Source organism: Prosthecomicrobium pneumaticum (genome assembly GCF_014199915.1).
Taxonomy (GTDB): domain Bacteria; phylum Pseudomonadota; class Alphaproteobacteria; order Rhizobiales; family Kaistiaceae; genus Prosthecomicrobium; species Prosthecomicrobium pneumaticum.
The window spans coordinates 170358-192673 of the sequence record NZ_JACHOO010000008.1 but is presented as its reverse complement, the minus strand read 5'-3'; the positions used below and the strand labels follow the sequence as shown (position 1 = coordinate 192673).

General features: G+C 69.1%; 24 protein-coding genes. 13 read left to right on the top strand and 11 right to left on the bottom strand.

Annotated elements, in window-relative coordinates; genetic code table 11:
• Window positions 1–33: 33 nt before the first annotated feature.
• Window positions 34–267, bottom strand: coding sequence for a BolA family protein (locus tag GGQ63_RS17920; RefSeq protein ID WP_183857975.1), 234 nt, complete (start codon window positions 265–267; stop codon window positions 34–36).
• Between the two features lie 36 nt (window positions 268–303).
• Entirely contained in the window at window positions 304–2517 is a 2214-nt protein-coding gene (purL, locus tag GGQ63_RS17915) for a phosphoribosylformylglycinamidine synthase subunit PurL (RefSeq protein WP_183857974.1), read from the bottom strand.
• 173 nt (window positions 2518–2690) lie between these two features.
• Between purL and GGQ63_RS17910 the strand changes: the two genes are divergently transcribed.
• Window positions 2691–3071, top strand: coding sequence for a hypothetical protein (locus GGQ63_RS17910; RefSeq protein ID WP_183857973.1), 381 nt, complete (start codon window positions 2691–2693; stop codon window positions 3069–3071).
• A gap of 2 nt (window positions 3072–3073) precedes the next feature.
• On the opposite strand, the gene purQ is transcribed toward GGQ63_RS17910, so the two are convergent.
• From purQ to purC, 3 genes are all read right to left on the bottom strand, one after another.
• A complete protein-coding gene (gene purQ, locus GGQ63_RS17905; RefSeq protein WP_183857972.1) occupies window positions 3074–3772 on the bottom strand; it encodes a phosphoribosylformylglycinamidine synthase subunit PurQ in 699 nt (232 codons plus the stop codon).
• A 24-nt stretch (window positions 3773–3796) separates the two neighbouring features.
• Complete coding sequence (purS, locus tag GGQ63_RS17900) at window positions 3797–4039, bottom strand: phosphoribosylformylglycinamidine synthase subunit PurS (protein WP_183857971.1); 243 nt, start codon at window positions 4037–4039, stop codon at window positions 3797–3799.
• Between the two features lie 127 nt (window positions 4040–4166).
• Window positions 4167–4931 (bottom strand): phosphoribosylaminoimidazolesuccinocarboxamide synthase, encoded by a 765-nt coding sequence (purC, locus tag GGQ63_RS17895; RefSeq protein ID WP_183857970.1) that lies wholly within the window; start codon window positions 4929–4931, stop codon window positions 4167–4169.
• A gap of 271 nt (window positions 4932–5202) precedes the next feature.
• On the opposite strand from purC, the gene GGQ63_RS17890 reads away from it, so the two are divergent.
• Window positions 5203–5526, top strand: a complete 324-nt coding sequence (locus tag GGQ63_RS17890; RefSeq protein WP_183857969.1) for a DUF1476 domain-containing protein — start codon at window positions 5203–5205, stop codon at window positions 5524–5526.
• A 17-nt stretch (window positions 5527–5543) separates the two neighbouring features.
• Window positions 5544–6314: an HpcH/HpaI aldolase family protein gene (locus GGQ63_RS17885; RefSeq protein ID WP_183857968.1), complete on the top strand. Its 771-nt coding sequence runs from the start codon at window positions 5544–5546 to the stop codon at window positions 6312–6314.
• Window positions 6315–6326: 12 nt separating this feature from the next.
• Here GGQ63_RS17885 and GGQ63_RS17880 read toward each other — a convergent pair whose 3' ends face one another.
• The 6 genes from GGQ63_RS17880 to GGQ63_RS17855 form a co-directional block, all read right to left on the bottom strand.
• Window positions 6327–7907, bottom strand: a complete 1581-nt coding sequence (locus tag GGQ63_RS17880) for a glycosyltransferase (protein ID WP_183857967.1) — start codon at window positions 7905–7907, stop codon at window positions 6327–6329.
• A gap of 91 nt (window positions 7908–7998) precedes the next feature.
• Window positions 7999–9306 (bottom strand): adenylosuccinate lyase, encoded by a 1308-nt coding sequence (gene purB / locus GGQ63_RS17875; protein ID WP_183857966.1) that lies wholly within the window; start codon window positions 9304–9306, stop codon window positions 7999–8001.
• 113 nt (window positions 9307–9419) lie between these two features.
• Window positions 9420–9662 carry a hypothetical protein gene (locus tag GGQ63_RS17870; protein ID WP_183857965.1) on the bottom strand — a complete coding sequence of 81 codons (243 nt, stop codon included), beginning with the start codon at window positions 9660–9662 and terminating at the stop codon, window positions 9420–9422.
• 156 nt (window positions 9663–9818) lie between these two features.
• Entirely contained in the window at window positions 9819–10937 is a 1119-nt protein-coding gene (locus GGQ63_RS17865) for an iron-containing alcohol dehydrogenase (RefSeq protein WP_183857964.1), read from the bottom strand.
• Between the two features lie 186 nt (window positions 10938–11123).
• A complete protein-coding gene (locus GGQ63_RS17860; protein WP_183857963.1) occupies window positions 11124–11771 on the bottom strand; it encodes an SGNH/GDSL hydrolase family protein in 648 nt (215 codons plus the stop codon).
• Window positions 11772–11782: 11 nt separating this feature from the next.
• Entirely contained in the window at window positions 11783–12907 is a 1125-nt protein-coding gene (locus GGQ63_RS17855) for a mandelate racemase/muconate lactonizing enzyme family protein (RefSeq protein ID WP_210308565.1), read from the bottom strand.
• Between the two features lie 361 nt (window positions 12908–13268).
• Here GGQ63_RS17855 and GGQ63_RS17850 point away from each other — a divergent pair, with 361 nt between their 5' ends.
• From GGQ63_RS17850 to GGQ63_RS17805, 10 genes are all read left to right on the top strand, one after another.
• Window positions 13269–14468 carry a sugar ABC transporter substrate-binding protein gene (locus tag GGQ63_RS17850; RefSeq protein WP_183857962.1) on the top strand — a complete coding sequence of 400 codons (1200 nt, stop codon included), beginning with the start codon at window positions 13269–13271 and terminating at the stop codon, window positions 14466–14468.
• A 65-nt stretch (window positions 14469–14533) separates the two neighbouring features.
• Window positions 14534–16057, top strand: coding sequence for a sugar ABC transporter ATP-binding protein (locus GGQ63_RS17845; protein WP_183857961.1), 1524 nt, complete (start codon window positions 14534–14536; stop codon window positions 16055–16057).
• Window positions 16058–16066: 9 nt separating this feature from the next.
• Window positions 16067–17059 carry an ABC transporter permease gene (locus tag GGQ63_RS17840; protein ID WP_183857960.1) on the top strand — a complete coding sequence of 331 codons (993 nt, stop codon included), beginning with the start codon at window positions 16067–16069 and terminating at the stop codon, window positions 17057–17059.
• A gap of 10 nt (window positions 17060–17069) precedes the next feature.
• Window positions 17070–17810: a FadR/GntR family transcriptional regulator gene (locus GGQ63_RS17835; protein ID WP_246429864.1), complete on the top strand. Its 741-nt coding sequence runs from the start codon at window positions 17070–17072 to the stop codon at window positions 17808–17810.
• Complete coding sequence (locus tag GGQ63_RS17830) at window positions 17807–18856, top strand: Gfo/Idh/MocA family oxidoreductase (protein ID WP_183857958.1); 1050 nt, start codon at window positions 17807–17809, stop codon at window positions 18854–18856. The genes GGQ63_RS17835 and GGQ63_RS17830 overlap by 4 nt, the downstream gene beginning before the upstream one ends.
• The gene (locus GGQ63_RS17825) at window positions 18856–19674 is read left to right on the top strand and encodes a sugar phosphate isomerase/epimerase family protein (RefSeq protein WP_183857957.1); all 819 of its coding nucleotides are present in this window, start codon (window positions 18856–18858) and stop codon (window positions 19672–19674) included. The genes GGQ63_RS17830 and GGQ63_RS17825 overlap by 1 nt, the downstream gene beginning before the upstream one ends.
• The gene (locus GGQ63_RS17820) at window positions 19671–20456 is read left to right on the top strand and encodes an SDR family NAD(P)-dependent oxidoreductase (protein WP_183857956.1); all 786 of its coding nucleotides are present in this window, start codon (window positions 19671–19673) and stop codon (window positions 20454–20456) included. The genes GGQ63_RS17825 and GGQ63_RS17820 overlap by 4 nt, the downstream gene beginning before the upstream one ends.
• Window positions 20453–21241, top strand: a complete 789-nt coding sequence (locus tag GGQ63_RS17815; RefSeq protein ID WP_183857955.1) for an acetoacetate decarboxylase family protein — start codon at window positions 20453–20455, stop codon at window positions 21239–21241. Before GGQ63_RS17820 ends, GGQ63_RS17815 begins: the two co-directional genes overlap by 4 nt.
• 11 nt (window positions 21242–21252) lie before the next feature.
• A complete protein-coding gene (locus tag GGQ63_RS17810; protein ID WP_183857954.1) occupies window positions 21253–21567 on the top strand; it encodes an L-rhamnose mutarotase in 315 nt (104 codons plus the stop codon).
• Window positions 21567–22316: an SDR family oxidoreductase gene (locus tag GGQ63_RS17805; RefSeq protein ID WP_183857953.1), complete on the top strand. Its 750-nt coding sequence runs from the start codon at window positions 21567–21569 to the stop codon at window positions 22314–22316. The genes GGQ63_RS17810 and GGQ63_RS17805 overlap by 1 nt, the downstream gene beginning before the upstream one ends.

Below are 22316 nucleotides of genomic sequence, written 5' to 3'. Positions count from 1 at the left end.
TCAACTGGACCCGATCAATGGCGGCACTGTGCCCTATTCCGGCGCGCTCGTCTGCAGGGCGAGCGCGTGCAGCGCGCCGCCCATATTGCCCTTGAGCGCCTGATAGACCATCTGGTGCTGCTGCACCCGGCTCTTGCCGCGGAAGGACTCGGAGACGACCTCCGCCGCGTAATGGTCGCCGTCGCCGGCGAGGTCGCGGATGACGACGCGGGCGTCGGGGAGCGCCGTCTTGATCAGCGTCTCGATGTCGTGCGCCTTCATCGCCATGGCCTGTCTCCCGAACTGCCCGTCGCGGACCCGAATCTAGAGTTCGCCCGCCATGAAGGCGGGGAACCAATCTTCATGGGCGCGCGCCAGCTTTTCAACCGATATGGTGAGCAAGTCCCGGACCACCAGATCGTCGCCGCCGACCGTGCCGAGCTCGGCCGCCGCGATCCCGGCCGCCTGGGCGCCGGCAAAAAACGCCCCGCGCGAGGCGGGTGAGACCGTGACGAGATAACGCGCCTGATCCTCGCCGAAGAGATAGGCATGCGGCGCCGCGTCTTCCGGCAGCGCGACCGTTGCGCCCACACCGCCGGCCATCGCCATTTCGGCGAGGGCGAGGGCGAGGCCGCCATCCGAAAGGTCGTGGCAGGCGGAGACGATCTGCTCGCGGATGGCGCGGCGCACGAAATCGCCGGTCCGCCGCTCCTCCGCGAGGTCGACCGTCGGCGGCGGCCCTTCCTCGCGGCCGAGGATCTCGCGCAGATAGATCGACTGGCCGAGATGGCGGCCCGGCTTGCCGACCAGAACGACGGTGTCGCCCGCCGCCTTGAAGCCGATCGTCGCCATCGTTCCGATGTCGGGCAGAAGGCCGACGCCGCCGATCGCCGGGGTGGGAAGGATGGCGAGGCCGTTGGTCTCGTTGTAGAGCGAGACATTGCCCGACACGACGGGAAAATCGAGCGCGCGGCAGGCGGCGCCGATGCCCTCGATCGCGCCGACGAGCTGTCCCATGATCTCCGGCTTCTCGGGGTTGCCGAAATTGAGATTGTCGGTGACGGCGAGCGGCTCGGCACCGACGGCGGTCAGATTGCGCCAGCATTCGGCGACCGCCTGCTTGCCGCCCTCGACCGGATCGGCCTCGCAATAGCGCGGCGTGACGTCGAGCGAGAAGGCGAGGGCCTTGGTCTCGTGCCCGATCACCCGCACGACGGCCGCGTCGCCACCCGGGCGCTGCGCCGTATTGCCCTGAATCAGATGGTCGTACTGCTCCCAGACCCAGCGGCGCGAAGCCATGTCCGGCGAGCCGACGATCTTCAGCAGCGCCTCCGCATAATCGTTCGGCGGCGGCACCGCCTCGATCGGCGCCGGCGCCGGACGGGCGACGTGCGGCCGGTCGTATTCCGGCGCCTGGTCGCCGAGGTCCTTGATCGGCAGGTCGGCCATGACCGCGCCGCCATGCAGGATGCGGAAGCGGAGATCGTCCGTCGTCCGGCCGATCACCGCGAAATCGAGATCCCATTTGCGGAAGATCGCCTCGGCCTCGGCCTCCTTCTCGGGGCGGAGCACCATCAGCATGCGCTCCTGGCTCTCCGACAGCATCATCTCATAGGCGGTCATTGCCGCCTCGCGCACCGGCACCTTGTCGAGGTCGAGCTCGATGCCGAGATCGCCCTTCGCCCCCATCTCGACGGCCGAGCAGGTGAGGCCGGCGGCGCCCATGTCCTGGATGGCGATCACCGCGCCGCTCGCCATCAGCTCGAGGCAGGCCTCGAGCAGCAGTTTCTCCGAGAAGGGGTCGCCGACCTGGACGGTCGGCCGCTTCTCCTCGATCTGGTCGTCGAACTCGGCCGACGCCATCGTGGCGCCGCCGACGCCGTCGCGTCCGGTCTTCGAGCCCAGATAGACGACCGGCAGGCCGACGCCCTCGGCTTTCGAGTAGAAGATCGAATCGGTCCGGGCGAGGCCGGCCGCGAAGGCGTTGACGAGGATGTTGCCGTTGTAGCGGGCGTGGAAATTGACTTCGCCGCCGACCGTCGGCACGCCGAACGAGTTGCCGTAGCCGCCGACGCCGGACACGACGCCCGAGACGAGATGGCGGGTCTTCGGATGGTCCGGCGCGCCGAAGCGCAGCGCATTGAGGGCCGCGATCGGCCGGGCGCCCATGGTGAAGACGTCTCGCAGGATGCCCCCCACCCCGGTCGCCGCGCCCTGATAGGGCTCGATGAAGGAGGGGTGGTTGTGGCTCTCCATCTTGAAGATCACCGCCTCGCCGTCCCCGATGTCGACGACGCCGGCATTCTCGCCCGGCCCGCAGATCACCCGCGGTCCGGTGGTCGGCAGGGTGCGCAGCCATTTCTTCGACGATTTGTAGGAGCAGTGTTCATTCCACATCGCCGAAAAGATGCCGAGTTCGGTCAGTGTCGGCGTGCGGCCGATCAGATCGAGAATGCGCTGATACTCGTCGGGCTTGAGCCCGTGGCTGGCGACGAGTTCGGGCGTGATCGGCGTGTCGTTGCGGAGCAAGGGCGGCATCCTCGGATGGCGGCTCGGGGGACCGCCCCCGATAGCCCGTCGCGGCACGGGAGTAAATGAAAAGCGCGTCCGCCGCCGGGATGTGCCGGCCGTCACAGCAGGCCGGCGGCATCGCGTCTAGATTCGATCCCTCGGCTGGCCCCGTCGGCCCGATCCGCCCGGAAGCTCATCGCGTGACGTTTCGTCCGTTTCTCTTCGCCCTCGTCCTGCCGCTCCTCGGCTTCTCCGTGCCGGCGCGCGCCAATGACGGCTTCTCGCTCTTCTGGGAGCGCTTCGTCGACGCCATGCAGATCGACGATCGCGACATGGAACGGCGGCTGACCAAGTTCCCGCTCGCGGTCGGCGGCGAACTCTATGAGGCGGAGCAGTTCTCCGCGCTCGCCGACCGGCTGTTCGACGTCGACGCGCGTGTGTGCCTCATCACCGGGACGCCGCTGCGCGCGCCCGCCTTCGACGGGACGTTGCGCTACGCCGTCTTCTGCCGGGACGGCACCTATGTCTTCGACCGGTCGACCGGCGTCTGGAAGCTCGCTGCGGTTCGGCCGCGCGGCTGACTTCAGGCGGCGACGCCGAGCCGCTCGACGAGGCTCTCGAAGAGCGGCCGGCAATCGGTGCCACCGTGCAGCGGCTCGATCAGGTTTTCCGGATGGGGCATCATGCCGAGCACGTTGCGGGCCTCCGACAGTATGCCGGCGATGTCGTCGAGCGAGCCGTTCGGATTGGCGGCCGGCGTGCGCGCGCCCGTCGCGTCGACATAACGGAAGGCGATCCGCTCATCGCCTGTGAGGCGGCGGAAGGTCTCGTCGTCGCAGCGGTAATTGCCGTCGCCATGGGCGACCGGGCAGCGGATGACGTCGCCCGCCTCATAGTCCGCGGTGAAGGGGCTCGCCGTCGTCTCGACGCGCAGATGCACTTCCTTGCAGACGAAGCGGAGCCCGGCATTCCGCATCAGGACGCCCGGCAGCAGACCCGCCTCGCAGAGGATCTGGAAGCCGTTGCAGACGCCGAGCACCGCGACGCCGGCCGCGGCTCGCTCGGCGATCGTGCGCATGATCGGCGCGCGCGCCGCGATCGCGCCCGAGCGCAGATAGTCGCCATAGGAGAAGCCACCCGGCACGACGATCAGATCGACCTTGGGCAGCTCGGTGTCGGCGTGCCACACCACGTCGGGCCGGCGGCCGGAAATCTGCTCGAGCGCCGCGATCATGTCGCGCTCGCGATTCGATCCCGGAAAGACGACGACGGCGGCTTTCATGGCGGTACTCCGTTCCGTCGCGGGTCAGCCGATGATCTCGACCGAGTAATTCTCGATAACGGTGTTGGCGAGCAGCTTCTCGGCCATCGCCGAGAGCGCGGCTTCGGCGGCGGTCCTGTCCGTCTCGGCGATCTCGACGTCGAACACCTTGCCCTGGCGGACCGCGCCGACGCCCGGAAAGCCGAGCGAATGGAGCGCATTGCCGATCGCCTTGCCTTGCGGATCGAGCACGCCGTTCTTGAGCGTGACGGTGACGCGCGCCTTCATCGGCTTCCTCTCGCTTCTCGTGCGGTGCCGCCCTTCTAGGGCGATGCGGCCCGGAAGGGAAGGGTGGGGCGGAAACGAAGACGGCGGCCGGAGGCCGCCGTCCTGATCGTCGTGAGGTCGCGCGTCCTTACTGGACGAGGACCGGACCGGAACCGGCCGGACGCTCCTGCTCGATCAGGATGCCGAGACGGCGCGCGACTTCCTGATAGGCCTCGAGCATGCCGCCGAGATCCTGGCGGAAGCGGTCCTTGTCGAGCTTGTTCTGGGTCTGGATGTCCCAAAGCCGGCAGGAATCCGGCGAGATCTCGTCGGCGACGACGATCCGCATCATGTCGCCTTCCCAGAGCCGGCCGCATTCGATCTTGAAGTCGACGAGCTGGATGCCGACGCCGAGGAAAAGGCCGGAGAGGAAATCGTTGACGCGGATGGCGAGCGCCATGATGTCGTCGATCTCTTGCGGCGTCGCCCAGCCGAAGGCGGTGATGTGCTCTTCCGAGACCATCGGATCGTCGAGCGCGTCGGCCTTGTAGTAGAACTCGATGATCGAGCGCGGCAGCACCGTGCCTTCCTCGATGCCGAGGCGCTTGGCCAGCGAACCGGCCGCGATGTTGCGCACCACCACTTCGAGCGGGATGATCTCGACCTCGCGGATCAACTGCTCGCGCATGTTGAGCCGGCGGATGAAATGCGTCGGAATCCCCATCCGGTTCAGGTGGTTGAAGATGTGCTCGGAGATCCGGTTGTTGAGGACGCCCTTGCCGTCGACGATCTCGTGCTTCTTCTTGTTGAACGCGGTGGCGTCGTCCTTGAAGAACTGGATCAGCGTGCCCGGCTCCGGACCCTCGAAGAGGATCTTCGCCTTGCCTTCATAGATGCGCCGACGACGGTTCATGGGCACATACCGTGGTTTGAGGAAATCCATAATGGGCCGGGGTTCCGTGTGAACGTGGATTCGCCGCGGCGAAACGGGCGCGCGACTCGGGACCGAAGTTCTCTTCCCGTTCTCGCGCGGCGAGAACCTACTCGATCGCTCGCAAATGCACAATGACGCCCGATTGCGGCGTTTGAGTGGGCCGGGAGCCGACGTTGATTTGGGGGTTGCCGCGGGCTATGCAAGGGCCCGTACGGCCGCCGGTCAGGCTCGGCCCTTTCGGGAGAGGATGATGACGACCTTCGACGACCGCAAGGACGCCTTCGAGAAGAAGTTCGCTCACGACGAGGCGCTGCAGTTCAAGGCGACCGCCCGGCGCAACAAGCTGCTCGGCCTGTGGGCCGCCGAACTGATCGGCAAGACGGGCGACGACGCGGACGCCTATGCCCGCGAAGTCGTCTCGGCCGATTTCGAGGAGGCCGGCGACGAGGACGTGTTCCGCAAGATCCGCGCCGATCTCGACGCCGCCGGCGTCGCCCAGTCCGACCACCAGATCCGCCGCACCATGGACGAGCTGCTCGCCAAGGCGAAGGATCAGGTGATGAAGGAAGCTTGAGCCGAGACGACGGACGGATGGCTTCTCTCGCTTCGCGCCTTGCTGCCGGTGGGGGTCTGCTGACCTCGTGGATCGGCATCCCCGAGCCGCTGCTCGCCGAGGCGAGCGCCCGCGCGGGCTTCGACTGCGTCACGCTCGACATGCAGCACGGGCTGTGGGGTCCGGAGGGCGTGATGCGCGGCCTCGGCGCCGTCGTTCCGCTCGGCAAGCCGGCGCTGGTGCGCGTGCCGGTCGGTGATTTCGCGATGGCGAGCCGTGCGCTCGACATGGGCGCGGAAGGCGTCATCGCGCCGATGATCAATTCGGTCGCCGATGCGAAGGCCTTTGTCGCGGCGATGAAGTTCCCGCCGCTCGGCGCCCGCAGCTGGGGGCCGACGCGAGCCTTCGCCCTGACGGGCGAGACCGACGCGAACGCCTATCTCGCCCGTGCCAACCGGGAGACGGTCGCCTTTGCGATGATCGAGACGCGCGAGGCGCTCGCCGCGCTCGGCGACATCCTCGCCGTCGACGGCATAGACGGCGTCTTCGTGGGGCCGTCCGATCTTTCGATCACGCTCGCTCATGGTGCGGCCGTCGACCAGCGCAGCCCGGCGATGGAGCAGGCGGCGCGCGACATCCTGGTGGCGGTCCGGGCCGCCGGAAAATGGGCCGGCATCTTCGCCATCACGCCGGCGCAGGCGATCGACTACCGCGCGCTCGGCTATGATTTCGTCGCGCTCGGCACCGACAGCATCTATCTGCGTCTCGGCATGACGGCGATGCTCGACGCGGTGCGGCCCGCCGGCTGAGGACCCGCCGGCTCACCAGGGAACGTGAAGGATCTCGACGCCCGGCAGGCCGATCGGCGTCACGCCGACGTCGCGCGCGAGCCGCCCGAACCCCTCGGTCTCGAGAAGGTGATCGTAGGGGAGCTCGGGAAAGCGCAGGCCACCGCGGTGCAGCGCCGCGTCGACCAGCAGCATCGTGCCGCCGACCGAATCGAGCGGCACGCGGTCGAGATCGCGCAAGGCGCTCAGATGCACCCGTGACCAGGTGTTCGCCGGTGGCTGGTAGATGCCCTGCCTGACAGCGCGATAATAGCGATGGTCGCGCGGTTCCGGCCGGGTGAGGAAATTGTTGAGATCGAAGCTCGGCCCGCCCGGGGTCAGCACGCAATTGGGCACGACGATGCGGGCCCGCGCCGCCCGAAGCGTGGCGACGATGTCGGGCGGGAAGCGCCAGACATCCACGTCGATCCACAGTGCCCAGTCGTCGTCTTCGGCGAGGCCATGGTCGACCAGATGGTTGCGCGCCCGCGCGAGCCCCGCGCGCCGCGCCCGCTGCACGGAGGGATGCCAGCGCCGGTCGTGCCGGAACCGCGTGCCGACGGAGTGGCGGAGCAGGAGAATGTCTCGGTAGTGCGGCCGCAGCGGCGCAACCAGACGTTCGAGCGCCTCATAGGTGCCGTCGGTGCTGTCTCCCTCGCAAAAGGCGAGCTTCACCTTGTCCTTCGGCAGGTCGAGCGCCGCGATCTCGTCGAGAAAGCGAGCCAGATGCTCCACCGCGTTGCGGACCGGAACGAGAATGGCGATCCGGTCGCCCTCGGGCAGCGGCCGGGCGAGCGCCTCGCGCGAGACCGCGGCACGCGTTGCCGACGGGTCGAGCCTCGCTCCGCCGAAGAGCGCGATTCGTGCTCTGTAGAGCCGCGCGAGCACGGCCGATCGCGCGCGGTGCCAGCGACCCCCGCGCGGCGGTCGCCACCAGGTGCCGGCCCAGTGATGGCGGGCGAACGTGCCGCCGCCGTCGTCGTCGTCCGGCGTCGCCTCGGCCGGAGCGGCGGGGCTGAAAAGGTTGGCGGCGGCGAGGCGGATCGTGTCGGGCGCGGCGAAAGAGAGATAGGCCCCCGTCAGAAGGCACGGCCCGGTCGAATCGAGCACGTCCGGTGCATTCCGCGCCACCTCGAGCCGGCTGCGCACATGGCGCCAGAAGGGATGGCCCGGCGGGCTCGCCATGACCCCGTTGAACACGAGGAATGGAAGGCCGCGCGACGAGCCGATCTCGCGCGCTTTCTCGCCCGGCTCGCGGCAGAGCACGACCCGCCTCTCGGTGAGCAGCGGGTCGAATGCCGCCAGGCATTCCGCGTCGAGATCGGCATAGACGCCGCCGAAATGCTCGAGCAGCATGTAGCGCGCCGCATCCGCCCGCTCGACGCCGTTGCGGTATGCGGTAAAGCTGGCGAGATGCTCCGGATAGTGGGCGGCGACGAAGACGAGCAGGTCGCGATCCGTCCAGAGCCGATAGTCCCAGTCGGGGTGGCGCGCGCGCCAGCCGGCCTGCCAGGCGCGGAAGGCCTCCGGGACGTCGGCGCTCTTCCAGGTCTGGTGGATGATCTTCGGGATCACGATCGCGCCTCGGGCCTCTCCGCACGCACACTGTGCCGGTGCCGTCGCATCGTGCGCAACGGCCTTCAAGGCGATCCGGTGCGGCATGGCGTCAGGCGGTGCCGAACACCCGGCGGAAGATCGTGTCGACGTGCTTGGTGTGATAGCCGAGGTCGAACTTCTCCTCGAGCTCGGCGTCGGTGAGGGCCGCCGTCACATCGGGATCGCCCTTCAGTTCGGCCAGGAAGTCGGCGCCCTGTTCCCACACCCTCATGGCGTTGCGCTGCACGAGCCGATAGGCGTCCTCGCGCGAAACGCCCTTCTGGGTGAGGGCGAGCAGAACCCGCTGCGAATGGACGAGCCCGCCGAGCCGGTCGAGATTCTTCTTCATGTTCTGCGGGTAGACGAGGAGCTTGTCGATCACCCCGGTGAGCCGGACGAGCGCGAAGTCGAGCGTCACGGTGGCATCGGGGCCGATCATCCGCTCGACCGAGGAATGCGAGATGTCGCGCTCGTGCCAGAGCGCGACATTCTCCATCGCCGGCAGCGCCATGCCGCGCACCAGCCGGGCGAGGCCGGTCAGGTTCTCGGTCAGCACCGGGTTGCGCTTGTGGGGCATCGCCGAGGAGCCCTTCTGGCCGGGCGAGAAATACTCCTCCGCCTCGAGCACCTCGGTCCGCTGCAGATGGCGGATCTCGGTCGCCAGCCGCTCGATCGAGGAGGCGACGACGCCGAGGGTGGCGAAATACATCGCATGCCGGTCGCGCGGGATGACCTGTGTCGAGACGGGTTCGGGAACGAGGCCGAGCTTTTCCGCGACGTGCTCCTCGACGCGCGGATCGATGTTGGCGAAGCTGCCGACCGCGCCCGAGATCGCGCAGGTCGCCACCTCGGCGCGCGCCGCGACGAGGCGCGCGCGGCAGCGGTCGAACTCGGCATAGGCCTGGGCGAGCTTGACGCCGAAGGTGACCGGCTCGGCATGAATGCCGTGGCTGCGGCCGATCGTGACGGTGTCCTTGTGCTCGAAGGCACGCCGCTTCAGGGCGGCGAGCAGGGCGTCGACGTCGGCGATCAGCAGATCGGCGGCGCGCACGAGCTGGACGTTGAAGCAGGTGTCGAGCACGTCCGACGAGGTCATGCCCTGATGCACGAAGCGGGCGTCCTCGCCGACGATCTCGGCGAGATGGGTCAGGAAGGCGATGACGTCGTGTTTGGTGGTCCGCTCGATCTCGTCGATCCGGTCGATGTCGAAGGTCGCCGCGCCACCCTTTTCCCAGACCGTCACGGCCGCTTCCTTCGGCACCACGCCGATCTCGGCCATGGCGTCGAGGGCGTGTGCCTCGATCTCGAACCAGATGCGGAACTTCGTCTCCGGCGACCAGATCGCCGTCATCTCGGGGCGCGAATAGCGCGGGATCATCAGGGGGCCCTCTCGCTCGGCCGCGGTCTAACAGAGCGGGCGGAGCCGGACAATCCCGCGAGCGCGGGAGAGGGCGGGCCGCCGGCCCTCGAGAGGCCGGCGGCCGGTCCGCGTCAGCGGATGATCACGGTCGTGCCGTCCGGATCGGGCGCGTCGTCATAGGGCTCGGCGCAGTTGGTGGTCGTCTGCGTCGTGGTCTCGACGCCGTCATCGGTCGTCACCGTCGTCTGCTCGCAGCCCGGCGGCGGGGCGAGCTCGCCCGGGGGCGGCGCGACTTCGATGTCCTGCGCGAAGGCCGGGCCGGCGAGGCCGATCAGAAGCGCGGCCGTCGCCGCGGCGGAACGGAAGGTCGTCATGGCGCATCTCCCATCAGGAACGATGCGCCGAGAACGGCCGCCGCCGCCGGTTCGTTCCCGCCGCGCCCGGAGGAGGGCTGGGCCGAGGCGTCTTCCGGGCGGCGGTGATTGGGGGCAGGGCGGGCCGCGGGAACGGCGAAATTCACCCGCCCCCGCTCAATAGGCCGCCTGATAGAGCGCGCGGATCTCGTCCTTGCCGATATCTCGCGGGTTGAAGTCGAGCAGGCGGCGGATGGCGTGCGCTTCGGCCGCCATCGCATCGAGATCGTCGGCCGGCACCCCGGCCGCGGAGAGGCGCATGTCGATGCCGAGCCGCTCGCAGAAGCGATAGGCGCCGTCGAACACCGACTTACCATCCGGCACGCCGAGCGCCTCGAGCACGAGCGCGGTCTTCTCGGGCACTGCCGGTGCGTTGAAGGCGAGCACATGCGGGAAGATCAGCGCATTGGCGAGCCCGTGCGGGATGCCGTGGCGGGTGCCGAGCGGATAGGAGACCGCATGGCCGGCGGTGGTGTTGACCGGGCCGAGGCAGAAGCCGCCATAGAGCGAGGCGACCGCGAGCCCGGTGCGCGCCGCGACGTCGTCGCCGTCCGTGACGGCGCGTTTGAGGAAACGCCCGACGAGGCGGATGCCTTCGAGCGCGTAGACGTCGATCAGCGGATGGGCACGGCGGCTCGTGAAGGCCTCGACGCAGTGCGCGAGCGCGTCGACGCCCGTCGCCGCCGTCACCGCGGGCGGCACGCTGAAGGTCAGTTCCGGATCGAGCACGGCGAGATCGGCGAGCATCGACCGGCTTTCGACGGCGACCTTGTTGCGCGTCGCCGGATCGGTGACGAGCGCGCGGATGCCCGCCTCGCTGCCCGTGCCGGCCGTGGTCGGCACCTGGACGAGGGCGGCACTCCGCTCCGGCGCCTTGCCGACGCCGGCGATGCCGCGCACATCGAGGCCGCTGCCCGTGAGCACGACGGCGAGCTTCGCGAGGTCCATCGCGCTGCCGCCGCCGAAGCCGATCACCACCGAGGGCCGCACCCTGTCGGCGAGCGCGACGAGCTGCTCGAGATTGGGGATGTCCGGCTCCGGCTTCACCGTGCCGAACACGACGACCGGGCCGGCGAGGCCGAGGCGATCCACCCGCCCGGCATTGAAGGCGTCGGCGACCACCAGCGTCGTGCCGCCGCGCGCCGCGGCGAAGGACCCGACCTTGGCGAGCGATCCGGCGCCGATCTCGATGACGGGGGGCCGGACGATCGAGATCGGAGGAAGGAGGTCTGCCATGATCGTTCCCGGGCTGCGGAGAGCCAACAAGTTGATAACTTGTTATAGAGCCGCGCGCACGGGGCGCAACGGCTATCTCCATGCGGTCCAAGGCTGATCCACAAGGTCCGGCGGGCGGCCGGTCCCATCCGATTTATCAACTTGACAAGATGGCCCAGTGTTTTCCCGCCGCCTCGCCAAACGCGGCTAGGGGCCGGCGAAGAGGCTCCGGACGGTCTCCGCGAGCGCCTCGCCGAGCGTCTGATGCGCGGCACCGTCGAGATGGATGCCGTCGCCTTCGCTCGAGGCGATCACTGTGCCTGCGTCGAAGAAGGCGACGCCGCGCTCCGCCGCGACCACCGCCATCTCGGCGGCGAGGCGGTGCGACTTCGCCGTGCCGCCCTCGAACATTTCGGCGAGCCAGCCGAGCCGGGCGAGCGGCGCCGGCGCGACGATGAGCACCTTGGGCGGACGGCCGTCGGGTCCGGTGGCCGAGCGGAGCGCGGTGTCGGCAAGGAGGCCGGCGCCGGCGGCGATGTCGCAGGCCTGCATCGAGAGGCGCGCCTTCAGGTCGTTGGTGCCGAGCTTCACGATCAAGAGGTCGAGCGGCATGTGCGTTTCGAGGCAGACCGGCAGGAAGCGCGCGCCATTCTTGTGCGCGCCCTCGACCGGATCGTCGACGCATGTGGTGCGGCCGTTGAGGCCCTCCTCGATCACGGCGAACCCCTCGCCGAGCCGGGCGCGCAGCACGCCGGGCCAGCGCACGCTCGGCCCGAAACGGCCGCCGGCGCCGCGGAAGGGCTGCGGCTCGGCACCCCATGTGTTCGAATCGCCGTAGCAGACGATCGTCTTCATCGCAGCCTCCTTCAGCCGGCGCGGTAGCGTTCGAGGACGGCCGGGATCGGCTCGGCGCCATGGCCCGGGCGATCCGGCGCGGTGACGAGGCCATTGTCGTGCCAGAACGGCGTCTCGACGAGGTCGAACTGCATCGGTCCGGGCAGCGGCTTCAGCTCGAAGAGCTCCGCGCCCGGGGAGGCGAGCGAGAGATGGAGGCTCGCCGCGGTCAGGACGGCGGTGCTCCAGGCATGGGCGTTGACGGTCTTGCCCGCCGCCTCGATCGCCGCGGCGGCGCGGCGAAAGCCGGTGACGCCCTCGACACGGGCGGGATCGATGCCGAACACGTCGACCGCGCCGGTGGCGAGCCAGCGCTCGTAGCCGGCCGCCTGCCATTCGCGCTCGCCGGCGGCGATCGGCGTCGCGACCGCGGCCTCGAGCGCGACGTGGTCGGCGACCGCGCTCGGATGGAAGGGCTCTTCGATCCACGCGATATGCGATTCCTCCATGCGCCGGACCGTGCGGATCGCCGTCTCGCGATCCCATTTCGTGCCGTTGCCGGCATCGACCATGATGCCGGCCTGCGGGCCGATCGCTTCGCGCAGCGCCGCGACGAGCGCGACGTCGTAATCCGGGTCGCGGCCGGCCCTCGACAGGCCGCGCTTGCCGAGGCCGAGCTTCGTCGAACGGAAGCCGGCGGCGATGTGTCCGGCGATCTCGCGGACCGAATCCTCGATGGTCGGCTGGTTGACGTGGAGGCTCGCGCAGGCGGGGAGCGCCGCGTGCGCCGCGCCGCCGAGAAGCGCGACGAGCGGCTTGCCGGCCTCCTTCGCGGCGATGTCCCAGATCGCCATGTCGAGCGCCGAGATGGCGAGCGCCGCGATACCGCCCTCGCCATACCACCAGCTGTGCGCCTTCATCGCCTGCCAGCAGGCCTCGGGATCGCGCGGGTCGCGGCCGGCGAGAACGGGCGCGATGCCGTCCTCGACGATCGCCACCGTCGCCTTGCAGGCCTCCGGCCACATGGCGATCGCCTCGCCCCAGCCATGGATGCCGGCGTCGGTATCGAGCCGGACCAGGACGGTCATCCGGTCATGGCCGAAATCATTGGGTTCCGGCCATTTCAGCACATGGCAGGTGGCGTTCGTGATGCGCATCGGGCGGTTCCTCCTCCGGCGTCCTCGGTCGCTCGCCGATTTCGGCGCGGAGCTCTTGGCAAGCTAGGCGAGGCTGATTATGGTGACAACGCGCATAATTGGTCTGGCCAATTTTTCAAGAAGAGCCGACCGGCGCCGAGGAAATGAGGAAGGCGGCCGTCGCGACGGCGCCGGGGGAGGAGAGGGGATCGCCGCGCCGCCGGCCTGTCGAGGGCGGCTGCGATGCGCCGTTCCGAGGTCTCACCCGGTTCCGTCCGCCGACGTTCGCTTGAGGATCATCCGGCCGCCGCCGCCCGCGAGCCTCGCGGCGGTGCGGCCGAAAAGGGGCCGACCGGCCCACAAGAGGGAGGAAGACGGACCAATGACTCGTCTCGAGCACACTCTGCGCCCGCTGGCGCGCGGCGCCGCGGCGGCGACCTTCGCCCTGCTTCTGGGCACCGCCGCCCAGGCGCAGGATTTCCACGGCTTCAACCTGTCGGGCCATGACGGCTCGATGATCAGCGCCGAGAACCTCAAGGCGATGGTCGCCGAGGCCGCCTCGGTGTCGAAGCCGCGCAATGGCGAGAAGCTCGTCATCGGCTTCGCCAATCTGCAGCGCGACGTCTCCTTCTGCCTGAAGGTCGAGGAAGGCCTGAAGGCGAATGCCGAGGCGGCCGGCGTCGAGCTCGTCATCGCCGACAACCGGCTCGACGGCGCCACCGCGCTCGCCAACGCGCAGAGCTTCCTGCAGCGCAATGTCGACTACGTGATCGAATTCCAGACCGACGCCAATTTCGGCGCGACGATCATGCAGCAGATGAACGACGCCAGCACCAAGGTGACGGCGATCGACATCCCGATGCCGGGCGCCACCTTCTTCGGCGCCAACAATCCCCGCTCCGGCTATATGGGCGGTGCCTATCTCGGCCAGGCGGCGATCGCGAAGTTCGGCGCCGACAAGGTCAAGGAAGGCTATTTCGTCGTCGGCGAGCTGCCGCAGTCGGGCGCGATCCCGGCAATGCGCACCGGCGGCCAGGTCGAGGGCTTCCTCGCGGCCGTCGAGGGCTTCAGCCCGGATCACGTCATCAAGATCGACACGAAGAACGTGCTCGAGGAGAGCTTCACCCAGATGACGAACGTGCTCGGCCGCATCCCGGCCGGCGTTCCGATCATGGTGACGGCGATCAACGACCAGTCGGCGACCGGCATGCTGCGCGCCGTCAAGCAGGCCGGCCGCGAGGCGGACCTCGTCGTCGTCGGCATGGGAGCCGACGAGATCCAGACCATGATGGACGAGCCGACCTTCGTCGCCTCGGTCGGCTACTTCCCCGAGCGCTACGGCAACTATCTGCTGCCGCTCGCGCTCGCCCAGCTCGCCGGCAAGGAGACGCCCTCGACCGTGCTCGTCAACCACGTCATCGTGACGAAGGGCAATGTCTGCGAGTTCTATTCGAACTTCAAATGCGCCGACGACAAGGGGATCGACTTCCAGTTCCCCGACGCGAAGTTCCAGGAGCATCTCGCGGCGCTGCGCCAGTCGCCGGAGCTGAAGGGCTTCGAGAACCTGATCCCGTCGAACTGATCGACCGTGCGGCGGGGAGGGCGCTCCTCCCCGCCGACCTCCCTTTCCCTTAGTCGAGGCCCGCCATGCCGACCGCCGCGCCGCGCCTGCACATGCAGGGGATCGGAAAGTCCTTCGGGGGCGTGCCCGTGCTTTCCGGCGTCGATTTCACCGTCGAGGCCGGCGAGGTCGTCGCCCTGCTCGGCTCGAACGGCGCCGGCAAGTCGACGCTGATGAAGATCCTGACCGGGCTCTACGGCCGTGATGCGGGAACGATCGCGGTCGACGGCGAGACGGTCGATTTCGCCGCGCCGAGCGCCGCGGTCGCCGCCGGCGTCCGCCTGCTGCCGCAGGAGATCTCGGTGATGCCCGATATGACGGTGGCCGAGAACATCTTCGCCGGCGACCTGCCCCTGAAGAAGGGCCTCCTCTTCCGCTCGGTCGACGACGCGGCGATGCGTCGGCGCTCGCGCGAGCTGCTCGACCAGCTCGGCTTCGGCGCGATCGACCCGGATACGGTGATGAAGCGCCTGTCCGTCGCCGAGCAGCGCATCGTCGAGATCGCCCGCGCGCTCGCCGGCCAGGCCCGCATCCTGATCATGGACGAGCCGACCGCCGCCCTGACCGAGCAGGAGGCGACGCTGATCTTCAGGATCATCCGCCGGCTGAAGGCGCAGTCGGTCTCCGTCGTCTACATCTCGCATTATCTCTCGGAGGTCTTCGAGATCTCCGACCGCATCGCCGTGCTGCGCGACGGCAGGAATGCCGGCACCTTCCGCACGGCCGAAACGAACCATGCCGACGTGCTCGCCGCCATGCTCGGCAATACGGTCGGCGACCTCTATGCCGAGGGTGGAGCGGCGAAGGGCGAGGAGATCCTGTCGGTCGAGGCGCTGTCGCTTCCCGGCAAGCTCGACGATATCGGCTTCTCGATCCGGGCCGGCGAGATTCTCGGCGTGTTCGGCCTGGTCGGGTCGGGCATCGAGGTGCTCGGCCGGGCGATCTATGGCGCGCTCGGGCCGATGAAGGCCGGCCGCATCCGGCTCGGCGGGCGGGAATACCGGCCGGCCTCGCCGGTCGCCGGCAAGCGCTCCGGCATCGGCTTTGTCGCCGCGGAGCGGAAGAAGGAAGGCATCATCGCCGACCTCACCGTGCGGGAGAACATCGCGCTCTCCTTCCAGGAGCGCTTCGAGCGCGGCCTCTTCGTCTCGAAGAGTGCCGAGACGAGCCACGCGAAGAAATGGATCGACGGGCTCGGCATCCGCACGCGCGGCCCGGAGCAGCGCATCCGCACCCTGTCCGGCGGCAATCAGCAGAAGGTCTGCATCGCCCGCTGGCTGGTCGAGGGCGTCGAACTCCTGATCCTCGAGGAGCCGACGCGCGGCGTCGATGTCGGCGCCCGCAAGGAGATCTACGGCAAGCTGCGCGATCTCGCCGACCGCGGCTTCGCCGTGCTCGTGCTCTCTTCCGATGTCGAGGAGGTCGCCGGCCTCGGCGACCGTGCCCTCGTGCTCGACCGTGGCCGCGTCGTCGGCCGCTTCGGGCGCGGCGCCACGCCGGCGCAACTGATGGCCGCGACCAGCGCCGACCCCGCCTTTCACGCTGCCTGAGGAACGACCATGGCCACCGCCACGCCCGCCACGATCTCGGCCACCCGCCGGCGGATGACGAGCCTTCTCGGCCGCCCCTGGTCGGGCGTCGCCGTGCTGCTCGTCTTCTATATCGGCCTCGTCGTCGTGTTCTCGGTGCTGTCGCCCTTCTTCCTCAGCGTGCGCAACATGCTGTCGATCGGCTCGAACGTCGCCTTCATCGGCCTGATGGCGGCGACCGGCACGCCGCTGATCATCGCCGGCGGGCTTGACCTCTCCGTCGCGGCGATCGCCGGGCTGACCGGCGTGGTGATCTCGCTCCTCCACATGCAGGGGCTCGACATCTGGCTCGCCGTGGCGGTCGCCGTCTTCGTCGCCGCGGCGATCGGCTGGATCAACGGCCTCTTCACCACAAGGCTGAAGCTCAATCCGCTGATCGTCACGCTCGGCATGATGAGCATCGTCTCGGGCCTCGCGCTCGTCATGACGGGCGGCCTGACGCGGCCGCTGATGGTGCCGGGCTTCAACGTCATCGGCCAGGGCCGGGTCTTCGGCGTGCCGCTGCCCTTGATCCTGATGCTCGTCACCTTTCTCGGGCTCTGGCTCGTGCTGACGCGCACCCGCTTCGGCCGGCATGTCTATGCCTCGGGTGGCAATGCGGAAGCCGCGCGGCTGATCGGCATCCCGGTCGAGCGCACCGTCGTCACGCTCTATATCGTCTCGGCGCTGTCGGGCGCCGTCGCCGGCATCGTGCTCGCGGCGATGCTCGGCGCGGCGGCGCCGAACTCCGCCGGCCAGCACCTCCTCACCGTCATCGCGGCGATCATTCTCGGCGGTACGAGCCTCAATGGCGGACGCGGCAGCGTCTGGGGCACGCTGCTCGCCATCCTCATCCTCGGCACGCTCAACAACGGCTTGACGCTGATGAACGTGTCGAGCTTCTGGCAGGATGTGACGCGCGGCGTCGTGCTGATGCTCGCGGTGAGCCTCGACCAGATCCGCTCGCGCGCGCTCGGAGATTGACATCGTGACGATGGCGAGCGGCGGCGGGTTTGCACCGATCGAACGGCACTCCGTGGCCGAGCAGGTGGCCCGCAAGTTGCTCGACCTCGTGCGGACGAAGAACCTCAAGCCCGGCGACCAGTTGCCGACCGAGCGCGAACTCGCCGCCTTCATGCAGGTGAGCCGGCCGAGCGTGCGCGAGGCGCTGCGCGGCCTGCAGATCCTCGGCGTGCTCAAGACCCGGCAGGGCGGCGGCGTCTATGTCTCCTCGCTCGACGCCTCCGACCTCCTCTCGCCGCTGCAATTCCTGATCACCCTCAACGCCGAGAACATCGACGCCCTCTATGAGGCGCGGCTGATGATCGACGGGCGGATCGGCCGGATGGCGGCCGAGAAGATCGGCCCCGCCGATCTCGAGCGGCTGAAGAAGCTGCTCGTCGTGCAGCGCGACCTGATCCACGATCCGCTCGGCTTCCGGGTGTCGGATTCCGAGTTCCATCGCGTCATCTGGGACACGACGGGGAACCCCTTCCTCGTCCAGATCTCCTCCTCGCTCTACGTGCTCGGCATGGAATACCGGCGCATCGCCGCCGAGACGCCGGGCGTCACCGGGCAATCCTTTGCCGACCACGAGGTCATCGTCGCCGCGCTCGAGGCGCGCGACGCCGAGGCCGCCGGCCGGGCCATGGAACGCCACATGACGAACGTCCACCGCTCCACCGTCGAGGCGATGGAGCGGACGCAACGATCAGGCGAGGGAGGAAGCGGGTGACGGACAGGAAGGCCCGGATCGGCGTGATCGGCGCCGGCTGGTGGGCGGTGGTGAACCACATCCCCGTCGTCAAGGCGAACCCGAACGCGATGCTCGCGGCCGTCAACCGGCTGGGGCGCGCGGAGCTCGAGGCGGTGCGGCAGGAGTTCGACGTGCCGCACGCCTTCGAGGACTATACCGAGATGCTGGCGAAGGTTCGGCTCGACGGCGTGATCATCGCCTCGCCGCACGTCAACCATCACGAACATGCGCTCGCCGCGCTCGCCAAGGGCTGCCACGTGCTGGTCGAGAAGCCGCTCGCGACGAATGCGGCCGACGCCCGCGCCATCGTCGCCGCGGCGGAGGCGGCCGGCAAACAAGTCGTCGTGCCCTATGGCTGGAACTTCAAGCCCTTCACCGACGAGGCCCGGCGGCTGATTGCCGGGGGCGCGATCGGCCGCATCGAGCACGTCGTGCTGCAGATGGCCTCGGCGCTCGACGATCTGATGGCGGGCAAGCCGATGCAGGAGACCGAGGGCGCGATGTTCCGGCCGCCGGCCTCGACCTGGGCCGACCCGAAGCGCGCCGGCGGCTATGGCTGGGGCCAGCTCGTCCATGCGCTCGGCCTGTTCTTCCGGATCGCCGATCTCGCCCCGGCGGAAGTGTTCGCCGCGGTCGGCCGCTCGCCTTCGGGCGTCGACTATTACGACGCCGCGGTCGTCCGCTTCGAGAACGGCGCGACGGCCTCGCTGTCCGGGTCCTCGACCGTGCCGAAGCACCGCTCGGTGCAGATCGATCTGCGGGTGTTCGGCTCGGAGGGCATGATGACGCTCAACACCGAGGAGGAGCGGCTCGAGATCCGCCGCCGCGACGGCCGCGACATCATCGTGCCGCTCGCGCCGGGCGAGGGCGGCTATGCGTGCGAGGAGCCGGTCAACGTCTTCATCGACATCTGCCGCGGCCTGCCGGTCGAGAACCGGGCCTGCGGCCTCGTCGGCCAGCGCGCCGTCGAGGTGCTCGACGCCATGTATCGCTCGGCCGAGAGCGGGCGGATGGAGGCGGTCTGATGAAGCTGTCGCTGACCTCCTGGTCGCTGCGCGCCTGCTCGCTCGAGGAGGCGGCCGGCCTGTCGAAGGTACTCGGCATCGGCGCGCTCGACATCGGCTATTTCTTCGGCCCGGCGCTCGACAAGGCGGCGCTGCTCGCCGAGCCGGAGAGGGCGGCGGAGCGGGTGCTGTCGCTCGGCGTCGACCTGCCCAATCTCTACCACCTCTTCGGCGACACGCTCGCCGACCGCAATCTCGCCGACCCACGCTACCGCGATCGGAACGAGGCCGATTTCCGTCAGGTCGTGCGCTTCTGCCGGGCGGCCGGCGTGCCGACGGTCTTCGTGCTGCCGGGCGTCGTCAATCCCGGCCAGAGCCGGCGCGACGCGCTCGACCAGTCGGCTGCGAGCCTTGCCGGCCTGCTGCCGATCGCGCGAGAAGCGGGCGTGACGCTCACCATCGAGCCGCACGTCCATTCCTATCTCGAGAGCCCGGCGCTGGTGCTCGAACTGCTCGACCGCGTGCCCGGCCTCAAGCTCACGCTCGATTACGCGCATTTCGTCTGTCTCGGCTGGCGCCAGGACGAGATCGATCCGCTCGCCCCGCATGCCGCGCATGTCCATCTGCGCCAGGCGAAGATCGGCGCGCTGCAGACGAAGCTCGACAAGGGCACGATCAATTTCGGCGCGTTGCTCGGAACGCTGCGCGATGCCGGTTATGACGGGCGTCTGGCGATCGAATACACCAATCAGGACTATATGGACTCGCTCTTCGACGACATCCTGACCGAGACGATCGGGATGCGCGACCTGGTGCGGACATGGGGAGCGGGCGCATGACGGGCGAGATCGCGATCGTCACCGGCGGGGCGGGCGGCATCGGCGCCGAGATCGCGCGCCGGCTCGCCGCCGACGGGCGGCATGTCGTCGTCGCCGACCGCGACGGAGGAGCGGCCGCCGCGACCGCGGCGGCCTTCGGCGGCGAGGGGATCGCCCTCGACGTTACCGAGGAAAGCTCGGTCGACGAGGGGATCGCCGGCGTGCTCGGAAGGCACGGCCGGATCGACATCCTCGTCAACTGCGCCGGCATCCATCTCCAGAAGCTCGTCGCCGACACGAGCGTCGACGAATGGGACCGCATCCAGCGCGTCAATGCGCGTGGGCCGTTCCTCACCTGCCGGGCGGTGGCGAAGCCGATGATGCGGGCCGAGCGCGGCCGCATCGTCAACATCATCACGCGGCTCGGCTTCGGCAATCCCTATTCGAGCGCCTATATCGCCTCGAAGAACGCCGTCTGGGGCCTCACCCAGTGCCTTGCGGTCGAGCTCGCCTCCTATGGCGTGACGGTCAACGGCGTCGCGCCCGGCCATGTCGGCCCCGGCACCGGCATGGAGGCGCAGTTCCGCGACAAGGCGCAGAAGCTCGGCCTCTCCTGGGAGGCGTTCGAGGCGCAGGTCCTGAAGACGATCCCGGTCGGCCGCTGGTGCCGGCCGGCCGACGTCGCCGCGGCGGTCGCCTATGTCGTCTCGCCCGAAGCCTCCTTCGTCACCGGCGAACTGATCAACGTCACCGGTGGCTTCGTCGGCTATGGCATCGCCCCGCGGAAGGAGCCGGTCGCATGAGCAAGGATCTGCGCCGCGGCGGGCTCGCCGGCGTGACAGTCGACGACATCCTGAAGGGCGGCTTCTCGACGCCATGGGACGCGCCGACCGTGCCGCCCTTTCCCTTCACCTTCCGCAATGTCGAAGTGCTGACGCTCGTCTGGCGGACGACGGAGGCGGCGGTCGCACGCCTCCTGCCGCCGCCGCTCGAGCCGACGAGCGATGTCGTGCTCGCCCACATCTACAGGATGAACGACACGGAATGGCTCGGCCCCTATGGCGAGTCGAACGTGTCGATCGGCTGCCGCCTGCCGGGCACCGACCTCGCCGGCTCCTATTCGCCCTATCTCTTCCTCTCCTCCGAGGTGGGCGTCGTGCACGGCCGCGAGATTCACGGCCAGCCGAAGAAGATCGGCGAGCCGAAGCTCGAATATCGCGGCGATCTCGTCGTCGGCACGGTGACGCGGAATGGCATCGACGTCATCACCGGCACGCTGCCCTACAAACAGCGGCGCGACGGCCTCGACAGCCTGAAGGCGCATTTCGACTTCGCCGAGAACATCAACCTCAAGGCGACGGACCATATCGACGGCCGCCCGGCGATCCGGCAGCTCACGGCGCGCCGGCTGACCGATGTGGTCGTACACGAATGCTGGGGCGGGCCGTGCACGGTGGAATTGCGGCCGAACGCGCAGGCGCCGGTGCACCGCCTGCCGGTCGTCGACATGCTCGACGGCGTCCATTGGCGGGCCGACTTCACCCTCGTCGCCGGCCGTATCGTCCACGATTATCTCGAAGCGCAGTGAGGGAGGAGATCATGGGCCATTACGCCTGGGTGCTCGAAGTCCGTCCCGGCTATGAGGACGAGTACAAGCGCCGTCACGACGCGATCTGGCCGGACATGGTCGAGGCGCTGACGAAGGCCGGCATCCGCAACTACAACATCTTCCGGCACGGCCTGACGCTCTTCGGCTATTTCGAGACCGACGATCTCGAGGCGACGATCGCGGCGCTTCGCGACGATCCGGTCAATGCCCGCTGGGGCGAATGGATGGGCCCGATCATGAAGATCGAGGTCGATCCGAGCCGCGGCTTTCCCTTCCTGCTTCCCCTGCAATGGCGGATGGACTGATGAGCCTTTCCGGACAGATCGCGATCGTCACCGGCGCCGGCCGCGGCATCGGTGCGGACACCGCCCGGGCGCTCGGCGCAGCGGGCGTCCGCGTCGTCGTCTCGGCGCGCAAGCTCGCCGATGCCGAGGCCGTCGCGGCGGGGATCGAGGGCGCACTGCCGCTCGCCTGCGACGTCGCCGATCCGGATGCCGTCGACGCGCTGGTCGCAGAGACCGAGGCGCGGCTCGGGCCGGCGACCATCCTCGTCAACAATGCCGGGGTCATCCATCCGATCGGGCCCTTGCACGAGGCGGATCCGCGGGAATGGGCGGCGGCGGTCGGCATCACCTTGTCCGGCGCGGCGAGCGTCGCGCGCGCCGTGCTGCCCGGCATGCTCGCCGCCGGGCGCGGCACGATCGTCAATCTCTCCTCGGGTGCCGCGCACCGGCCGTTCGAAGGCTGGAGCGCCTATTGCGCGGCGAAGGCCGGGCTCGCCATGGTGACGCGCTCGATCGCCCTCGAATATGGCGAGAAGGGAATCCGCGTCTTCGGCTTCGCGCCCGGCGTCGTCGACACCGGCATGCAGGTCGAGATCCGCGCCTCGGGCATCAATCCGGTCAGTCAGCTGCCCCGGGAGTCGCTCGCCGACCCGCGCCTGCCGGCCGCCGCGATCGTCTTTCTGTGCACAGGCGGGGCGGATTCCTATGTGGGGGCGGAGGTCGATATCCGCGATCCGGCCTTCCGCAGTGCCGCCGGTCTGCCGGCCTGA